General features: G+C 62.5%; 15 protein-coding genes and 1 riboswitch. Of the genes, 5 read left to right on the forward strand and 10 right to left on the reverse strand.

What is annotated here, in order from left to right; translation table 11 throughout:
- Positions 1 to 4: 4 nt before the first annotated feature.
- Entirely contained in the window at positions 5 to 1,840 is a 1,836-nt protein-coding gene (gene asnB, locus F3J45_RS10360) for an asparagine synthase (glutamine-hydrolyzing) (RefSeq protein WP_167061242.1), read from the forward strand.
- Here the strand turns inward: asnB and F3J45_RS10365 are convergent.
- Complete coding sequence (locus F3J45_RS10365) at positions 1,829 to 2,800, reverse strand: LysR family transcriptional regulator (RefSeq protein WP_167061245.1); 972 nt, start codon at positions 2,798 to 2,800, stop codon at positions 1,829 to 1,831. The two genes, asnB and F3J45_RS10365, sit on opposite strands and share 12 nt — an antisense overlap.
- A gap of 267 nt (positions 2,801 to 3,067) precedes the next feature.
- On the opposite strand from F3J45_RS10365, the gene F3J45_RS30070 reads away from it, so the two are divergent.
- On the forward strand, positions 3,068 to 4,792 hold the full coding sequence (locus F3J45_RS30070) for an SDR family NAD(P)-dependent oxidoreductase (protein WP_167061248.1): 1,725 nt from the start codon (positions 3,068 to 3,070) through the stop codon (positions 4,790 to 4,792).
- Here F3J45_RS30070 and F3J45_RS10375 read toward each other — a convergent pair.
- From F3J45_RS10375 to F3J45_RS10395, 5 genes are all read right to left on the reverse strand, one after another.
- Positions 4,782 to 5,765, reverse strand: coding sequence for a site-specific integrase (locus tag F3J45_RS10375; protein WP_205300468.1), 984 nt, complete (start codon positions 5,763 to 5,765; stop codon positions 4,782 to 4,784). The two genes, F3J45_RS30070 and F3J45_RS10375, sit on opposite strands and share 11 nt — an antisense overlap.
- 192 nt (positions 5,766 to 5,957) lie before the next feature.
- Positions 5,958 to 6,830 (reverse strand): phosphate/phosphite/phosphonate ABC transporter substrate-binding protein, encoded by an 873-nt coding sequence (locus tag F3J45_RS10380; RefSeq protein ID WP_167061251.1) that lies wholly within the window; start codon positions 6,828 to 6,830, stop codon positions 5,958 to 5,960.
- Entirely contained in the window at positions 6,818 to 9,145 is a 2,328-nt protein-coding gene (locus tag F3J45_RS30500) for an EAL domain-containing protein (RefSeq protein ID WP_167061254.1), read from the reverse strand. The genes F3J45_RS10380 and F3J45_RS30500 overlap by 13 nt, the downstream gene beginning before the upstream one ends.
- Positions 9,146 to 9,226: 81 nt before the next feature.
- Entirely contained in the window at positions 9,227 to 10,195 is a 969-nt protein-coding gene (locus F3J45_RS10390; protein WP_167061259.1) for an SCO family protein, read from the reverse strand.
- A gap of 153 nt (positions 10,196 to 10,348) precedes the next feature.
- The gene (locus tag F3J45_RS10395; RefSeq protein WP_167061262.1) at positions 10,349 to 13,744 is read right to left on the reverse strand and encodes an Ig-like domain-containing protein; all 3,396 of its coding nucleotides are present in this window, start codon (positions 13,742 to 13,744) and stop codon (positions 10,349 to 10,351) included.
- 245 nt (positions 13,745 to 13,989) lie between these two features.
- Positions 13,990 to 14,104: riboswitch (TPP riboswitch) on the forward strand.
- 78 nt (positions 14,105 to 14,182) lie between these two features.
- Here F3J45_RS10395 and F3J45_RS10400 point away from each other — a divergent pair.
- Both F3J45_RS10400 and tenA read left to right on the forward strand, forming a co-directional pair.
- A complete protein-coding gene (locus F3J45_RS10400) occupies positions 14,183 to 14,830 on the forward strand; it encodes a TenA family protein (RefSeq protein WP_167061265.1) in 648 nt (215 codons plus the stop codon).
- Positions 14,831 to 14,832: 2 nt separating this feature from the next.
- Positions 14,833 to 15,492, forward strand: a complete 660-nt coding sequence (gene tenA / locus F3J45_RS10405) for a thiaminase II (protein ID WP_205300469.1) — start codon at positions 14,833 to 14,835, stop codon at positions 15,490 to 15,492.
- A 33-nt stretch (positions 15,493 to 15,525) separates the two neighbouring features.
- On the opposite strand, the gene F3J45_RS10410 is transcribed toward tenA, so the two are convergent.
- The 4 genes from F3J45_RS10410 to F3J45_RS10420 form a co-directional block, all read right to left on the reverse strand.
- Positions 15,526 to 15,726 (reverse strand): hypothetical protein, encoded by a 201-nt coding sequence (locus F3J45_RS10410; RefSeq protein WP_167061271.1) that lies wholly within the window; start codon positions 15,724 to 15,726, stop codon positions 15,526 to 15,528.
- Between the two features lie 409 nt (positions 15,727 to 16,135).
- Positions 16,136 to 16,261, reverse strand: a complete 126-nt coding sequence (locus F3J45_RS30310) for a hypothetical protein (protein WP_255432009.1) — start codon at positions 16,259 to 16,261, stop codon at positions 16,136 to 16,138.
- 8 nt (positions 16,262 to 16,269) lie between these two features.
- Positions 16,270 to 16,737: an Imm9 family immunity protein gene (gene imm9 / locus F3J45_RS10415; RefSeq protein ID WP_167061274.1), complete on the reverse strand. Its 468-nt coding sequence runs from the start codon at positions 16,735 to 16,737 to the stop codon at positions 16,270 to 16,272.
- Positions 16,738 to 16,763: 26 nt separating this feature from the next.
- Positions 16,764 to 18,800 carry an RHS repeat-associated core domain-containing protein gene (locus F3J45_RS10420; protein ID WP_167061277.1) on the reverse strand — a complete coding sequence of 679 codons (2,037 nt, stop codon included), beginning with the start codon at positions 18,798 to 18,800 and terminating at the stop codon, positions 16,764 to 16,766.
- Here F3J45_RS10420 and F3J45_RS30505 point away from each other — a divergent pair.
- On the forward strand, positions 18,747 to 18,880 hold a 134-nt coding region (locus tag F3J45_RS30505; protein ID WP_167061295.1), incomplete at its 3' end, for an RHS repeat domain-containing protein. The genes F3J45_RS10420 and F3J45_RS30505 overlap by 54 nt on opposite strands.

The raw sequence follows: 18,880 nt of genomic DNA on the forward strand, positions 1-18,880 counted from the left end.
AACCATGTGTGGAATTACAGGCTGGGTGGACTACACCCGTGACCTTGGCCAAGCGGGCGCGGCCCTGGCGGCCATGACCGACACCCTGGCCCTGCGTGGGCCGGATGCCGCCGGCGCCTGGCAGCACCGCCATGCGCTGCTGGGCCATCGCCGCCTGGCGATCATCGACCTGGCCGGCGGCGTGCAGCCGATGACGTTCCGTTGCCCCGGCGGCGAGGAGGTGACGCTGGTGTACACCGGCGAAGTCTACAACCACGATGCCCTACGCGAGCGCCTGCGCCAGGCCGGGCATGCGTTTCAAACCCGCAGCGACACCGAAGTGGTGCTGCACGCCTACCTGGAATGGGGCGAGCAGTGCACCGAGCACTTGAGTGGCATGTTCGCCTTTGCCGTGTTCGATGGGCGCGACGGCCATTTCCTGATGGTGCGCGACCGACTGGGGGTCAAGCCGCTGTACTACGCGCGCCATCAGCAGGGCTTGCTGTTCGGTTCGGAGATCAAGGCGATTCTGGCCCACCCGGAATTCACCCGGGCGCTGGACGTGGTCGGCCTGGTGGATGCCCTGAGCCTGTCGCGGGGCACCACGCGCACCGCCTTGCGCGGCATCAGCGAACTGCCGCCTGGGCACCGGTTGTCGTGGCGCCCCAGCGGCCTGCCGAAAGTCAGCCGTTACTGGCAACTGCAACGGCGCGAGCACCTGGACGACGAGGCCACGACCGTGGCGCGTACCCGCGAGCTGCTGGGCAACGCGCTGGGCGAGCAGCTGTACGCCGATGTGCCGGTGTGCGCCTTGCTGTCCGGCGGGCTGGATTCGACCATCCTCACCGCCATGGCCCAACAGCGGCTGCACGCGGAGCAGGGCGGCACGGTCAATTCCTTCTCGGTGGACTTCGTTGGCCAGGCCGAGCAGTTCCAGGCCGATGCGTTTCGCCCTGAGCGCGACCAGCCCTATGCGCTGGCGGCCGCCGACTACATTGGCAGCCGCCACCAGACCATCCTGATCGACAACCGCGAGCTGGTGGCCGACCCTGCGCGCCTGGCGGTGTACCGGGCCAATGACTCGGCCGCCACCTTCGGCGATGTCGACACCTCGCTGTACCTGCTGTTCAAGGCCATCCGCGCGCATTCCACGGTGGCCATTTCCGGCGAAGCGGCGGACGAGGTGTTCGGCGGCTACGCCTGGTTCCGTGACCCGCAGGCCATCGCCGCGCAGCGCTTCCCATGGTTGTCGCGCATGCAGCTGCTGCAGCCCGAGCTGATCAACCCTGAGTTCAATCGCCTGTACGATTTCGCCCAGCACCAGGACAACTGCTACCACCAGGCCCTGGACAGCGTCGAGCATCTGCCTGGCGACAGCCCGCAGGAGCGGCGCATGCGCGAGGTGAGCCACATGCACCTGCAGCGCTGGTTGCCGATTCTGCTCGACCGCAAGGACCGCCTGAGCATGGCCGCCAGCCTGGAAGTGCGGGTGCCGTTTACTGACCATGCGCTGGTGGAGTACGTGTACAACGTGCCCTGGGCGCTCAAGGGCAAGAACGGTGAGGAGAAGTGGCTGCTCAAGCAGGCCTGTGCCGACATCCTGCCCCCGGCGGTGCTGCAGCGGCGCAAGAGCCCGTACCCGACCTCGGCCAACCTTGCCTACGAGCAGTTCCTGCGCGAGCGTGCCCGACGGCTGCTGGCCGATGGCGCAAGCCCGGTGTTCCAGGTGATCGACCGCACCCGCCTGGCCGCGGAACTGCAACAGCCCGAGGGTTACTTCAATTCGCAGTTGCGGCGCAACAACCTGGAAACCGCCCTGGCACTGGAGGCCTGGCTTGGGGAATACCGGCTAGCGCTGTAGCTCATGGGCTTCGTTACCATCCAGGATCACCGGGTTCTGGATGGTATCGGCAAAGCGCCGCGGCGCGCCGAGGTCAAGCATGGAAATGAAGCTGCCCAGGGCCGGCGATGCGTTCTGCAGGTTCCAGTTCATGTACAGCCCCATGGTTGGGGTGGGCTGGTCCTTGATGGGCCGGATCGGGCGAAATCGCACACGGTCGCGCAAAGTGGAATAGGCGATCGACTCCGGCACCAGGGCCACGCCGAAACCACAGGCCACCAGGCCGATCAGGGTGTGGATCTGCGCTGCTTCCTGGACCACCTTGGGGTAGAACCCGGCCGACTCGCACAGCGCGATCAGCTGGCTGTGGTAGCCACTGCCCAGCGCTTGCGGGGTGAAGACGAAATCCTCCTCGGCAAAATCACGCAGGTCGACCACCTGCTGCTGCGCCCTGGGGTGGTTGCTTGGCAGGGCCATGACGATCTGTTCGTTGAGCAACAGGCGCGATTCGATGACATCGGGCGGCATCGGCAGCTTGCGCATGAAACCGATGTCCGCTTCGCCGGCCATCAGCGCCTTGGCTTGGGAGGCCGACGGCATTTCACGAATGGTTAGCCGCACGTTCGGGTAGATTTCGCGGAATTTCTTCAGGGTGTTGAGCAGCGATTCGTAGTAGGCGATGGAGATGGCGGTGATGGTCAGTTTGCCGCAGATACCTTCTGACACATTGCGAGCGTACTCGATGCCTTGTTCCAGCTCCTTGAGCGTGCGGTAGGCGGTTTCCAGGAACGCCATGCCGGCCGCGGTGAGCTTGACCCCGCGCTTGTTGCGCAGGAACAAGCTGAAGCCCAGTTTTTCCTCAAGGCGGCTGATCGCCTGGCTCAGCGGTGGCTGGGCCATGTGCAGGCGAATGGCTGCCTTGTGGAAATGCAGCTCCTCGGCCACGGCGATGAACTGCCTGAGCAAACGTGTCTCGATCATTCTACTTTCCTTCATCGAGTCGAACGGGGGGCCAGAAAGCGGTCTCCGGCGGTCGACCCTGCAAGGCGGCCATCATAGTGCGTGGCTTCGCGGCGACAAAGCCTCTGTGCAAAGGTTCCCTTCGAGCAGGCCGGTGATGATCGCGGCGCATCGCACAAGGCGCTGGGCCCGTGATATCCCAGAGATATCAAAGTTGCATGCTTTTAATATTAAGTCATTGATTTTTTTATTGTTATCGTAAAAAAGGAGAATCGGAAGGGCCCTACAATGCCAACTACAGACCCATTCAAGGGCAAAGTCGCGATCGTCACCGGAGCCGCCCAAGGCCTCGGCCTGGATTACGCGATGGCCTTGGCCGAACGCGGCGCACACGTGGTGATCAGCGACCTTGGCACTGACCGTGCCGGCGAAGGGCAAGACCCGAGCGCCGCAAGAACCGCCCTGCAAACCATGCAGGCACTGGGATACAGCGTGGTCGCCCATACCGGCCAACTGGAAAACGAAGACGGCTGCCGCCAACTGGTGGAGCTGGCCGTCGAGCAGTTCGGTGCGCTGGACATCCTCATTCACAACGCCGGTTGGGTCGATTACCAGGGCATCGAAAGCCAGGAACAGGCGTTTCTCGACCGCGCCCTGGGTATCAGCGTGCATGCCCCGGTGTGGCTGGCCAAGCACGCCTGGAAGTACCTCAAGCAATCGGCTGCCGCACGCATCGTGCTGACCACCTCGGACCGCGCCATGTACCAGCGCTATGCCCAGCCCGGCCTGGTGGCCTATTCGGCAGGCAAGATGGCCCAGGTCGGCATCATGAACGCCCTGAGCATGGAAGGCCTGGAACACGGCATCCTGGTCAACGCCATCTCGCCGGTGGCCAAGACCCGCATGTGGGGTGTGACCCAGCCACCGGAAGAACTCAAGCCCGAGTGGGTCACCCCGGGCGTGCTGTACCTGGCCAGCGCACTGTGCCGTGACACCGGCTACATCCTGCGCGCCAGCAATGGCCAGTTCACCGCCACGCGCTTCAGCGAGAACAGCGGCGTCAGCTACCCGCGCGACCTGGCCCGGGTCGAAGCCTCCAGCCTGGCCGAAGTGGCCGAGCGCTGGAGCCGTATCAAGGAGTGCAGCTACGTGCCGGTAAAGGTCGCCAACACCCGCACCGACCTGGGCGAGAGCCCGGTGTGGGAGGCCCGCAGCGGCGCCCTGTATTTCGTCGATATCACCGGTGGCCGCATTCACCGGCTGCTGCCCGATGGCGAGGTGGAGCGGGTGTACGAATCGGCAGCGCGCATCGGTGCGCTGGCACTGACTGACCACGGCAACCTGATTTTCACCGAGGACGCCAGTGTGGCCATCCTCGATGTGGGGCCGGGCAAGGTGCGCCAGTATTCGATGCCGGTGCATCACCGCTCCAGCTTCCGTTTCAACGACGGTGCCTGCGACCCCCAGGGCCGTTTCGTCACCGGCCTGATGGACGAGGGGCCGAGCGGCAAGACCGGCGGGCTGTTCCGCTTCGATGCCGAACTGCATGACGAGGTGATTCACGATGGCCTGGCACTGCCCAATGGCCTGACCTGGTCAGCCGATGGCAAGACGGTGTTTTTCGTCGACTCGGTCGAGCGCGCCATCTACCGCGCCGAGTACCTGGAAGAAGGGCGCCTGGAGGAGGCCACCCTGTTCGCCGCAACGCCGGCAGAACTGGGCCGCCCGGACGGCATTGCCCTGGACCGCGAGGGTGGGCTGTGGGTGTGCCAGTTCAATGGCAGCTGCCTGCTGCGCTATGACCGTGACGGGCACCTGACCGACCAGGTGGTGATGCCCGTACCGCGCCCCACCAGTTGCTGTTTTGGCGGCGCGAACCTCGACACGCTGTACATCACCACGGCGCGCGTCGGCATGAGCCCGACCGAACTGCGGCACTTCCCGGATGCCGGCGACCTGTACAGCATCCGCCCGGAAGTGGGCGGCATCGCCCGGCACACCTTCACGGAATGAGGTGTTGCCCTGGGCTGGCCGGTAACACGGCCAGCTCGCCGAAGCGCTGCGCCGCATCGATGTAGCGCAGCGCCGACTTGGCGTCCTTCCAGCCCACATAGCTCATCAGCGATTTCAATTCCCAGCCGTTGGCCGTGGCCCAGGTGGCGAAGCCGCGGCGCAGGGAGTGGCCGGTGTACAGCGCCGCTGGCACGCCTGCGCGTTCAAGCATGCGCCGCAACAGGCCAACCAGGCTGTTGCTGTTGAGCGGCGTGTCGCTGAGGTTGCCCCAGCGGTCGAGTTTGCGAAACACCGGGCCGTGGGCGATGCCGGCGACTTCTATCCATTGCAGGTAGGCCGTGACCGGGCACAGGGCCTTCAGCGCCGGGGTGCGGTGCTGCACGCCGATGGCTTCCCGGTCTCCTTTGCTGCGCGGCAGGAACAGGCTGATGCCAACGCCGGCCTCGGCCTGGATATGCTCCACGCGCAGGCGCGCCAGTTCGTCGCCGCGAAAGCCCCGCCAGAACCCCAGCAGCAACAGCGCGGCATCGCGCCGGGCACGGCGCAGGGCGGGCAGATCATGCTGTTCGCGGGCCTGGTGCGCCTCGTGGTCGAAATGCTCGATGGCCGCTTGCAGGTGTTGCAGCAACAGTGGTGCTGCTTGTTTCGGTGGGGTTGGGTGCAGGGTGCGGATACCGCGCAGCACCTGGCGCACCAACGGCGCCTTGGTGGGGTCGGGGAAGCCTTGGCTGACATGCCACTGGCTCAGTGCCGCCAGGCGTTGGCGCAGGGTACTGACGGCGTGCTGCTCGGCGTGGTCGGCCAGGTAGCGGGCGATGCTGTCGGCGGTGGCCGGCAGGAACCCGCCCCAGTGGCTTTCGAAATGCTCGATGGCGGCCTGGTAGCTGCGCCGGGTGTTGTCACGGGTAGCGGCGCGGACGTAGCGCTCGATGTCGGTCATGGTGGTGGTGCCAGGTGCTGATAGCGATACCATACCCGTTAGTGCCTGGCCTGTCCTGGCCCTATCGCGAACGCCTCCCGGCCTCAGTGCCCTTGGTAGGAGCGAGCGCAGCTCGCGATGGGGCGCGTAGCGGCCCCAAGGTTTTCAGTTGCGCAGCGAATATCGTCGGGGCTGCGCTGCAGCCCCATCGCGAGCTGCGCTCGCTCCTACCGGGATGGGGCTGGGCTAGCGAGGTACCGAGGCGTCCATCATGCGCCGCAACGGCGCATATTCGGCCTGGGTCACTGGCACCAGGCCGCTGGCATCCTGGGAGGCGACAAACGCCGCCAGTGCCTTGGGGTCTTCCAGCATCGCCGCACGAATACGCTGTTTCACCGCTGGGCACAGGCTGGCACTGAACACATAGGGGTCGTAGTAAATGGGTTGCGAGCGCCACTGTACCTTGAGCGCGCTGGGTGCCAGGTGATGCTTGAGCAGGTAGGCATCAGCCCGCTCGCTGGCAACGAATGCCGCCTCCACGCGCCCATCGAGCAACGCTTCCAGCGCCTTGTCATGGGTGCCGGCATACACCAGCGAACCAAAAAAGTGGGCCAATGGCGCGCCCACTTGGGCCGGGAACTCGGCACTGGGCACCAGGCTGCCCGACGTGCTGGCCGGGTCGCTCAAGGCTACCCGCTTGCCGCGCAAGGCTTCGATATCGTCGGGGCCATCGCCCCGGGTCAGTAGCAGCGCCTGGTAATGGCTGCCCGCAGGTGTAAAAGGCCCGGCGCTGAGGGTAAAGGTGGCGAAGGGCTCGATGCGTGGGTCGCGGCGCTGGGCCAGCACATAGGACGCCGGCCCCAGGCGGGCGATGTCGGCGCCTCCGGAAACGATGGCATCCACCACACTTTCATAGGACGCGGCAATCACCAGCTCCACTGGCACCCCAGCGGCCAGGCTCAGGCGCTGCAGCAGCGGTTGGTGTTCACGCACCATCTCCTCGGTGCCCTTGATCGGGATGACCGCCAGGCGCAGGCTGCGCACAGTGCAGTCGGCCATCGCAGCGTTGGCCAGCAGACTGACCAGCAGCAGGCCCGCCAAGGTCTTCAGAGTGCGCATGGTTTTTCCTCGATGCCATTGAAGGGCGGGTACTCCAGCAACTGCGCCGGCGACAGGGGCCGGCTGAAGTGATAGCCCTGGGCAATGTCGCAACCGGCAAGCTTCAGGCACACCACCTGCTCGCGGGTTTCGACGCCCTCGGCCACCACCTCCAACCCCAGGCGCTTGGCCAGGATGATGGTTGAGGAAACGATCGGGCTGTCGTCATAGCTGTTGGACAACGGCGCGATCAGCGAGCGGTCGATCTTCAGCTTGCTCAGCGGCAGCGATTGCAGGTGGGCAAAGCCTGCATAGCCACGGCCGAAGTCGTCCAGGCTGATGCCGATGCCAGCTGCGCGCAGCCGATGCAGGTGGTCGACCGCGGTGCCTTCGGGGTCCAGGATGGTGGTTTCGGTGATTTCCAGTTCCAGGCGCTGCGGGACAATGCCGTACAACTGCAGCTTGGCCAGCAGGCGAGTACTGAAATCGGCCTGGCGCAACTGCAGCGCCGACACATTCACCGCCAGGCGTGCATCGCGGCCCTGGGTGTCCCAACGGGCCAGCTCTTCGCAGGCCAGGCGCAGCACTTCCCAGCCCAGTTCGATGATGAAACCGCTGCGCTCGGCCAGGCCAATGAAGCGGTCAGGGTAGAGCAGGCCGAACTCCGGGTGGTCCCAGCGCACCAACGCTTCGTAGCCAAGCACGCGCTGGGTGTCGAGGCGAATTTGCGGTTGGTAGTGCAGCACGAACTGGCGTTCGGCCAGGGCCGTGCCGAACGCCTGCTCAAGGGTGAACGACTGGATATCGGCCAGGTTCAGCGACGGGTCGAAAAAGCGGTACTGGGCGCGGCCGGCTTGCTTGGCCGAATACATGGCGGCGTCGGCGCTGCGGATCAGGCTGTCGATGTCCTGGCCGTCGCGCGGGCAGATACTGACGCCGACACTGGGGCTGGTGTTGACCTCCTGGCCATCGAGGGCATAGGTGGCGGAGAGTTTCTGCACCAGGCCGCGCACCCAGCTGTTGATCTGTTCTTCACTGCGTTCCCCCGCCAGCAATACGACGAACTCGTCACCACCAAAGCGCGAGGCTTCATCGCCGGGTTCGAGCAGGCGCTGGATGCGGCCGGCCACGGCCTGCAGCAGCAGGTCGCCGATCTTGTGCCCGAGCGAATCGTTGATCGACTTGAAGCGGTCCATGTCGATGAACAGAATGGCCATCAGCCGCCGCTTGCCGCGCTGGCGGGTGAGCGCCTGCTCGGCGACTTCGACGAACTGGCGGCGGTTGTGCAGGCCGCTGAGGTGGTCGGTGGCGGCGGCGTGGCTGCTGCGCCGGTGCTCGTCTTCAAGGCGGCCGATCAGTTGCTGATTGACCTGCTGCGCGTGCTCCAGCGCATCGAAGGCTTCCTGGCGCTTGCGCAACAGGCGCAGGGTCCAGGCGAGGCTGGCGAGGATCATCAGGGTCATGCTCAGGTTGAGCCAGAACTGGCGCGAATAGGCGAGCACGGAGGAGGCGAGGATTTCATCGTAGCGCTGGCTGACCACCACGCTGAAACCCCGTTCGGCCACGCGCCGGTACAGGCTCTGGTAGGGATCGCCGGCGGCGTACTGGGTCAGCTGGCCGGCATTGCTGTCGGCCTCGGTGAGGTCTGGCTCGATGCTGTCACCGGCGACCACCACGCCGCTGGCGTTGATGCGCAGGCGCTCCTGGCCGTCGTCCTGCAGCAGGCGCACCATGCCGCTGTCGCCCAGGTCGATGTGCTGGAACAGCACCGCCAGGTAGCCCACGTCCAACTGCACCACCAGGATGTTGTCGATCTCGCGCCCGGGCAGGTCGGTCAATGGCAACAGGAACGGCAGGCGCCAATTAGGCATGGCGCCCGGGGCCGTGTCGGCGGGCACGCGCGGCAGGAAGGGCTTGAAGCCGTAATGGGCGACGTGCACTTTCAATTGCTGCAGCCAATCGGCAGGCAACTGGGCGGCCTCATCGCCATGGCTGGACGACAGCAACCGGCCGTGCCGGTCATACAGGCTCATGCGCTTGAAGACCGGGTCTTCGGCCAACAGGCGCGCCAGGCTCAGGCTGCCCTGGCGCAGGGCCTTCATGTCGTCCTGGGTAACCCGGCCTACGGCCTGGGCGCGGTCCACCAATTGGCGCAGGCTTTCGGCGACAATGCTGGCCAGGTTCAGGTGCTCGGCGGCCTTGGCCGTGAGCGCATCCTGGCGCGACGCGGCCTTCTGGGTCAGGTGCAGGCCCCACAGGAAGGTCAGGGTGGCGGCACACAGCATCAAGATCAACAGGCGCAAAAGGCCTGCGGAAGAGAGAGAACGGCGGATCACTGCTGGTATTCCCGACCGTGGGTGATGGCGTTGAAAATACGACAGAAAGATGACAGCCTAATGACTGGTGGCGATTTGCCTCTAAGGTTTTCCCCGGTCCGCCAGGGGCGCCTGGATGCGCGTTGTTTCTTCATCCAGATAGCTCAACAACGCCGCGACTTCCTCGTCGCCCAGGCGCATGTTGGGCATGGCCAGGCGGTTGTACTGCTCATAGAGCAGGTGGGCCAGCGGGTCGTTTTCGGCCAGCATTTGGTCTGGCTCCTTGAGCCAGCGCGTCAGCCAGCGGGCATCACGCTGGCGGGTGACGCCCAGCAGGTCAGGGCCGATGCCACGTTCGTTGCTACCCACCGAATGGCAGGACGAGCAGCGGGTACGGAAAATTTGTTCGCCGCTGCTGGGCGGGCGAATGTCCGGCGCTTGGGCGTAGTCGTTGGCCATGGCGCTGGCCTGCTTCCAGTTGTGCAGGCTATTGCCCAGGCGGTCGGCCAATATGTAGGGGCTTTCGAAAGGCGAGGCTTTCATCCAGCGGCCGGTGGCCTGGTTGCCGATGATCAGGCTCAGGTTGTGGTCCTTGGAGCGGCCGTTTTCCAGGCCCTCGATGTACAGCCCCAGGCGCCGGCGCAACTGCTCGATGTCGTCTGGCTCACCGGTGAGCAAGGTCCAGCCTGGGCCGATGCCGAACTTCTCGGCATAGCGCTTGAGGGTGGCGGGGGTGTCGTTGTACGGGTCGATGCTGATGGAATAGAGGAAGATGTCCTTGCCGACCCGGTCACCAAGAATTTTCTGCACCTGGCGCAGGCGCGCGGTTTCCACCGGGCAGGAATCGGAGCAGCCGGTGAAGATGAAGTTGATGGCGACTACCTTGTCCTTGATCAGGTCGTCGAAGAAGTGCACCTGCTGGCCATCCTGGTTGACCAGCGGGGTGTTGGGGAAGTAGTCGGCGCCCCAGGGCGTGCTGGCTTCCCGGGCCGGTGCCTGGGTGAGCGGCCAGTAATGCAGGCCGACGGCGAACAGCAAGATTGCGAGCAGAACACGCCATGACCCAGCCATGTTGTTTACCCTCGAACAGAAGTTACTGCATACGCCAATCGTTGTAGGAGCGGGCTTGCCCCGCGAACACCGGCGAAGCCGGTGCCAGGCACCGCGTCGCCTCCTTCGCGGGGCAAGCCCGCTCCTACAGGGATACCCGATACATCCCCACGTTTACTTCACGCTGATCGGCACCGTCACGCTTTGCCCCAGGGCCGAGCGCACGGTTACCGTTGCCGGTGAAGCCGGGCCACTGCCGGTGGTGGTCACCGACAGCCGCCAGCGCGCCCCACTGGTGGCCGCACTCAAGGTGGCCGTGCCCAGGTTCAGCGGCCCGCTGGTGGTGGCGGCGGTGACCGTGATGCTGTTGCCGTTGGCCACCGAGGTGGTACCGGACAGGTCCCAGGTGTTGCGGTTGCCGCTGCGCACCTGCACGGTGGCGCTGCTGACCTGGATGTCGTCCATGGCCACGGCCTGGCTGACCGCGATGTTCACCGTGGCCGGGTTCAGCGATTCGGCGCCCTTGGCATCGCGCGCGGTGTAGTTGAAGCTGGCGGTGAACGGCGTATCGACAGTGGCCGGTGGCGTGTAGGTGACGCTGGTGCCGTCGGTGCTGACCGAGCCTTGGCCGGAGTCGGGTTGGCTCAGGCCCTTGACGGTCAACGGCAGGTTGCCCTCGGGGTCGGTGTCGTTGGCCAGCACGTTGAGCGTGATCGGCTTGCCGGCAGTGGTGGCGGCGCTGTCGTTGTTGGCCACAGGCGGTTTGTTGGCCGGGTCTTGCCCGCTGTTGCTGCTGGCGGTACGGAAGGTCGGCAGGCCTACCGACGCCATGTACTCCACGCCATCCCAGCCCGGCAGCGGGGTTGGCATCACCTGGAACTGCCCGGGGTGCTCGATGTCCCAGCGCAGCAGCATCGAGGAGTCTTCATGCTGGGTGTTGTGGCAGTGTTCCATGTAGGTGCCGGCAAACTCACGGAAACGGATGGCCATTTCCACTTCCTGGGAAGAGTCGGCGTCCGGGCCAATGCGGTAGACGTCCTTGCGCGCCCATTTTTCCCATTCCGGCGGTGCCTTGCCGTCCCGGCTGAGAATCACGCCTTCCTCGAAGTGCACATGCACCGGGTGGCTCCAGCCGTTGCCGCCGTTGCGGATTTTCCACACTTCCAGGGTGCCGTCGCCGCTAAAGCCGCCTTGGGTCGCTTCGCTGGCCAGCTGCGGCGCCGCGCTGATGCGGCGTGGGTCCATGCTGTAGCCGAAACCACCGTCGGTCTTGATGGTCCAGGGGGTGCTGTCGGTGCCATCGGAGCGGCCGAAGACGAACTCACGGTGGCGGGCCTTGTTGACTTTGTCCTTGTCGGCGGCGGCGGTGCGGTCGATGGTCAGCGGGATCATCTTCAGGCCTTCGGCCTTGCCAGGCTTGGCAGGCTCGTAGGCGCTCGGGTCCATGCTCACGTCCTGGCCGCTGTAGGGCTGAACGATCAGTTGCATGAACTTGCCGACCACCGGGTCGCCCTTGTCCCACTCAGGCCCCTTGCTGGTCTGCTTGATCACGGCCTTGTACTTTTCCGACAGCACATCGGCCAGGGAAATGACCTGTTTCGGGCCTTTGCCGGTGTCGTGCTCCATGACGTTGACGAAGTACAGCTTGTCACCGACCTTGATGCCGTTCTTGGCGAAGTTGATGATGATGTCGTAGCGCTCGGCGATGCCCTGCAGCGGCAGAATACCGTTGTTGTCCTGCAGGTCGCCGTCGCCGTTGAGGTCCAGGGTGCCATCGAACGGCACGGCGTGTTCCATGATGTTGCCGTCGTTGGCGATCATGTGGAACGGCACCCGCGCGTAGGAAACGTTCGAGCCGGACGGCCCCTTGAATTCACCACCGTTGCCGGCGATTTCCCGGACCACGGCAATCTTGAAGTAACGCGACACCGAGCCATTGAGGATTCGGAAACGGTAGCTGCGTGCGCGAACCTTGAGCTTGGGCTGGTACTGCCAGTTGACCAGCAACTGGTCACCGAGGAAGCCATCGGTGTTGAACGGGTTGAACCACAGCTGCCCATTCTGATCCCAGGCCTTGTCGGCCACCACCAGGTTGACGTCGTAGTCGCGGTTGCCCCAGGCCATCCCCGAGCCGCTGGGCAAGCGCAGGTTCACGCCGTCCTGCAGGGCTTCGTTGCCGCGGTCGATGGCGCTGTAGTAGTTCATCATCACGGCGTTGCCTTTGTAGACGTTCTGCGCCGTGAAATCCATCATGTGGTCGTGGAACCAGTGGGTGCTCATGGTTTCGTGCCAGTCACCACGAATCTTGATGCTGCCGTTGTCGCAGGTTTTCAGCCCTGGGTTGGCGTCGTTGACGAACAGGGTTTCACCGGGCGAGCAGGGGAAGGCGGCGCGAGGGTCTTCGGCACGGGTGTTGATGGTGTCGTAGCCAGCCAACTGGACCGGCCAGCGGTAGTCGTAATACTGGCCAGGGAAGAAGTAGGCGTTGGCGAAACCATCGCTTTCGGCCGGGGAATGGCCGTTGTGCTCGTGGGTGGAAATGGTGTGCAAGCCGAAGCCTGCGTTGGCTGCCGGGTCGATCGGCAGCGCGTTGTAGTGGCGCATCAGTACTGGCTGGCCGTAGCGCACCATCAGCAGCTTCACCGGGAAGGTGCCGTCGAAGGTCCACAGCGACTTGTGGTTCTGCAGCGGCATGTTCGGGTGGAAGCGGGTGTCGATGCCCTTGGTGGTGCCCAGTGTGGTGGGAATGTCCGAGGTTTGGTAATACAGGCCGCCCGGGCCGAACTCACCCACGGCGTAGTTGTGCAACTGCTTGCGGTCGCGCAAGCCCTGGTTGATGCGGGCGCCGGCCTGCGCGGTCTTGAAGGCGGCCTGGGGGTAGAACTCGTTCCAGCGTTGGTGCGCCCAGCCTTTTCCTGGTGGCCGGCCTTCGGCAGGCGAGCCCACCGAGTTGCGGTTCAGGAACAGCTCGATCTGCGCCTTCCACGGGTTGCGGTCCAGGGTGTTGGCGTAGGGCGTGGGGAACGGGTACAGCCCCGGTTGCTTGAGGAAGGCCTCCAGCGCGTTGCCGTTGGGGCTGCTGCGGGCAACCACGTCCGGGTCCTGCGCGGGGGCCGCGCCCAGGGTGGGCGGCGGGAAGGCCAGGGCGGGTGGCGGCAGCGTTGGGTCGAGTTTTTCCGGGCCGAACTCTTCGAACAGCAGCAACTGTTGGGTGAAGGGTTGCGCACCGAACAGCGGGCTTGGCTTGCCATTGGTGGGGTAGTTGCGCGAAGTCTGCAGCGACGGCGGCAGCACGTTGTCGACCCGGTTGGTCGAACGGTCGCCGTACACGCCGTCCTTGAGTTCCAGCGACCCTTCGTTGGCTTCGGGCAGGTTGAACAGGTTCAACAGGGCTGGGCCAGGGTCCGCCGGTTGGTCATCGAAATGCGAAGGGTCCGTCGGCGATGGCGGGCTGACGTCATCGAGGGATGAGGCGCCGGCCGTCAGCAGCCCGAAGCTGAGCATCAGCGCGGTTACCGCCGAGAGTTGGAATGCAGGTCGTTTGGAGTGAATCATGGCAGGTGTTTTCATTGCCTGGTGCCTCGCTCGCGGCTAAATAGCTATGAGCCATCAATGGCCTCTGGACAAAGGGGCCGGAGCAACAGCTGTGCCAACAACTATTTCAGTAATGCTTTGTCAAACAAATCCTTGGAATTCCTGAGGCGCGCTAAAGAACGGGGTGTCAAGCAATGGGGACTTTTCCCCGCAAGCGGGTCAACGATGGCCCAGGAACGGTGATGCAGCAGGTGACAACGGCGGTTCAGGCCTGTATACCTGTTGCCACCAAGGGGAGCCCGGCAACGGGCTGAGAAACCGCTGGCAACTGCAGCGCGGTGACCCTTCGAACCTGATCCGGATCATGCCGGCGAAGGGATGGGACTGCCGACCTGCCTTTTTGCCGGCCTCATTGCGAGGCCGCTCCATGCCCAGCTGCAACGGTCTCGCTGCCACATTGTACAGGACAGCACCATGACCGAACGCTTCAGCCAAACCCTGCGCCAGCAGAACCTGCCGACCTGGTCCGCCGCCGTCGGCCACCGCTTCGTGAACGAGCTGTGCGCGGGCACCATCGCCGACCCGGTCATGGTGCGTTACCTGGTTCAAGACCACCGTTTCCTCGACAGCTTCCTGACCCTGCTCGGCGCCGCCATCGCCACCGCCGACACCTTCGAGGCACGCCTGCGTTTCGGCCGTTTCGCCGGCATGATCAGCAGTGACGAGAACACTTATTTCCTGCGCGCCTTCGAAGCCCTCGACGTAAGCCCTGCGCAGCGCAGCGAGCCCGCCGACACCGCGCCTACTGCAGGCTTCAAGGCAATCATGCGCGAGGCTGCGGCCACCCGATCCTATGCCGCGGCGCTGGCGGTGCTGAACGTGGCCGAGGGCCTGTACCTCGACTGGGCGGTGAAGGCGCCGAAACCCTACCCTGAGCATTTCGTGTACGCGGAGTGGATCACCCTCCACGACAACCCGGCCTTCAACGATTTCGTGGCCTTCCTGCAGGCCGAACTCGACCGCGTCGGCCCCCAGGAAGCGGCACTGGCCAGTGATTTCTACGCCCGTACTGTGGCGCTGGAACTGGCGTTCTTCGACGCCGTTTACGCCGAGGAGGCTTGAGCATGGATATCTTCGACCGCCTCAAGGCCGCTACCGCCGGGCAGTGGTCCAGCTACGTGGACCACGCCTTCGTCCGCCAGATGGGTGAGGGCACGCTGCCTGAAGCTGCGTTTCGCACGTACCTGGTTCAGGACTACCTGTTTCTGATCCAGTTCGCCCGCGCCTGGGCCCTGGCCGCCTACAAGAGCCGCCTGCCGGCCGACATCCGCGCCGCCCAGGCCGGGTTGGCGGCGATTCTCGACGAAACCGAACTGCACCTGCGCTTGTGCGCCCGCTGGGGCCTGTCCCAGGCAGACATCGAGGCGGCGCCGGAGCACCAGGCGACGGTGGCCTACACCCGTTATGTGCTCGACTGCGGCGCAGCGGGCGACCTGCTCGAGTTGCATGCGGCGCTGGCACCCTGCGTGATCGGCTACGCGGAAATCGGCCGGGCATTGGTCCAGCAAATTGGCGACCTGAGCGGCCACCCGTACCGGGAATGGATTGGTGAATACGCGGGCGAGGGGTACCAAGGCGTGGCGGCGGCAGCGCGCAAACACCTGGATGAACTGGCGGCGCGGAGCATGACCGAGCAGCGCTTCGTGGAGCTGGCGGGGGTCTTTGGCCAGGCTTCGCGGTTGGAAGCGGACTTTTGGCAAATGGGGCTGGACAGCCTGAACTGACGCCGCGTGGGGCGCCCTGGTTAAGCGGGCGCCTCAGTTCAAGGTGCTGCGGTTGGTGTGCCAGTAAGCGGAGCACAGGTAGCGAATGGCGACCTTGTCGGTGCTGGACAGCTCGCGGAACTGCTCCACCAGGCGAGCTTCCTCACGGGTCAGGTGGTGGCATTTCGGGAAGTAGCGTTGCTGCAGGGCGCTGAGTACTTGCAGGGTGCGATACAGGAAGGAATCTCGGTTCATGTAGGGCTCGCTTGAGTATCATGCAGGCCGCTGGATGCGGGCTTTGTAGACGTTTTACTGGCTGACGGCGGCGGGGGCAAGGCATGGTGATGGCCATGTACAATTTTGCTGATTCAGGGCAAGGAAATCGCAGGTTTTGCTGTCGGTTTATTGCCTTGAGTGGCAGCGATTGATCTGGGGCTGGTGGGTCAGTCGATCAGCCAGCCGTGCTCGCCTTCGATGATGGTTCCGCCGTGGCTGTCTTCAATGGCAGCGCTGACGCTGGCTATTGTTGGCAACTCTGCGGGCCTGCCCACGCATGCCTTTGAGCAATGCAGTAGGACCAAGCTGGTGCAGCAGGCCATGGCTATTAGAGGACTATGAGTACTGTTCAGATAACCGCGGGCTTGGCAGTGAACGGTATCAGCGGTCATGCGTATGGCCCTTTTTCATCAAGGTTCTGCGGTGGATCTTTGGTTTCATAAATGTGAAAAGTGGTGCTGCTCTTGGCAATTAGGGTATCAAGTTTATATTTGGCATCAGTGGCAATGTTCATATTTTCCTTCAGTTTTCGAGTCTTATTATATGGCCATTACAAGTCAGGCCGTGCTTGAATGCCGTATTTATTGATAGTTCAATGCTCTTTGTGATGTATTCGCGAAGGCTACTGTATAGTTCGTAGTGAGGGCGGATGACGTGAAATTTACCTATATCTAACGGGCGATAGAAACCGGAGCTTTCTGGGTCTAGACCGTACGGTGCGTCATCTAGGCTTGGCACTGGAATAGCGATTGAAATTTCAAATTCTTTGTCTGAGGGGAAACGTTTTGTGCGCTTGAAAATTCCGACGCCGTCAGTGTGACGAATGGTCGCGGATACTAGAATCGTCCATCCGTCGAGTTTTTCATTGTCGATCCATTTATACTGCTCTGTAAGAAAGTCATTCAAAGTGTTTCTTGTCTCGGTTAAGTCGAAAGTATTGCTTATGTTGGGTGATTCGCTAGACACAATGCATCTGATGAGTTTGCGCATATTTGCTCCATGCTAGACTGGTGGGTTTAAAGGCAAGGTTTGGGCTGATATCGATGGTCTCGCTCTCTATTGTGTGGCAGTGCTACTCCTTGGGATCTAAGAGTGCGTACTCTTTCAGCTTCAATTTCTTTCATTTCGCCCTTGGTGATGTTGCTGTGTGTGCTTACGATATTTTCTTCTGCATTTTTAAAGATCGGATCTTTCCGAACTTTTCTTGCACTAGTGTAGGCCCTTCTGTTTCTGTCGTCGGCCATAACGTCTTCTGCCTTGCCAATCCCTGTTTTTGCGTGGCCACCCACCGGATCGATTACGTCATATAGTACCCAGTCCCCTATTGCGCTGTGGCTATTCTTATTCCATCCCCAAGGATCGATCCACGTTAATGGATTGGGCGAGTATAAAAATAAATTTATGCCGCCTGATAATCCTATCGGGTCAGGTTGGGTAAAGCGACCTGTATCAGGATCGTAAAATCTAAAGGTGTTATAGTGTAATCCTGTTTCTCGGTCAAGGTACTGTCCTTGATACCGAATATTTTGCTCTTGTAACTGACGCTGATTATTCCATACATCGCGCGTGTTACCCCATCCCTGGTAGTCTGCCCTCCAGATTGTGTCGCCACCGGCATTCGTTACTTGCTCAGGAAGTCCTGCCAGACTGGTATGAAAGTGGTCAATTTCCTCACTGCCTGACTCTCCGTTGATGCGCGCAAGTGGTTCATATCCATCCAGGCTGGAGTACACGTACAAGCTACTTAGCCCACTACGGGTCTCTTGTAGTAGACGTATCCCTTGCCACTGGAAAACTACGCGATGACGTGGTATTTGCTCGTCTTTTTGATAGACCTCCTTACTAACTCTCCTCCCCAGCGGATCGTAAGCAAATATGACCCGCTCTCGTTCGCCACTCCGGTACTGCTCCACACAGACCAGTCGCTGCTCCGCGTCATACTCGAAATATTGCACCCAACTACTGCCGATACGCTTCTCGCATAACCGCCCAAAGCGGTCATAACGGTAGCGCTTGTCCTGATATACCAGTACCCGGTTATGCTTGATCAGGCCGTTGAGTTTGGGTCCATCGAATAGATTGCCGGCCTTATCGTATTTGAAATCCTCGACTTGAGTGGCCTGCCAATTGGGGCGTGACTGCTGGACGGTCTGCAATTGCTCGTTACGGTCATAGCCGTAACGGTTCCGTCCTGAATAGCTCTTGCCCGTGTGAGGTAGATCGTGGAACCGGCCGATGATCTGTTCAAGATGAGCGCTCTCATCGTTGGCAGCAGTGGTTAAACCGCGGCGCTGTGTCTGGGACAGCACCTCGGCAGTCAGGTTGTCACTGGCATCGTAGTGGTAGGCTTTGTCCAGCAGCGGCAGAACTTCGGCAGGAGCATCGCGGTAGTGAATGGCCTTACCACTCAAACGTCCACTTTTGTCATAACGGGTGCGTGTAATCAGGCTGCCTTGGGTGCGCAGTACCTCATCGTGCACCGCATCACGCTGGAAATCGCTGATGATTCGTCCGTTTAGGTTGATCTGATGCAGGTGCCCGCTGCCATAGTAAAGGTAGTTGAGTTCGCGCTGGTCGGGCAGGACTAGAGTCTCTAGGTTACCCAGTTCGTCATAGTGGTACTGCAGCAGGCCAGCGTTGTTGGTTTCGCTCAGCAGTTGGCCCGCGGGGTCGTAGGTGTATTCAAGCTGCTGCTTTTCTCCCAGGTTACTGGTGAAGGTGATGGCTAATAGGTTATCGGCGGCGTCGTAGCTGTAGTCTGTAACACCATCCTCGGTTTGCTTGGTCAGCAGGCGGCCAACCGCATCACGCTTGAAATCGTGGCGGATGGATGTCTGTCGCGTTGCTGGGGCATTATCGGACAGTGGTGCTTGTTCATGAGGGGAGGGCACATGGGTGAGACTGGTGACCCCATCAAGCACGTCGTATTCATAAATGCGACCACTGCCATCCAGGTCTTGCTGCGCGATTAGGCGGTCCAGCTTGTCCCAACCAAAGCGATACGATTCACCGATGGCGCAAAGCGCACCCAGCGCTACGGCTATGACACTCACGGCAATTTGCTATGGGAGCAGGACTCACTGGGCCGCAGCACCCAATATCAATACAGCCCGGAAGGTCGCGTAATCCGCGT

This window comes from Pantoea sp. Ap-967 (assembly GCF_011752565.1).
GTDB lineage: Bacteria > Pseudomonadota > Gammaproteobacteria > Pseudomonadales > Pseudomonadaceae > Aquipseudomonas.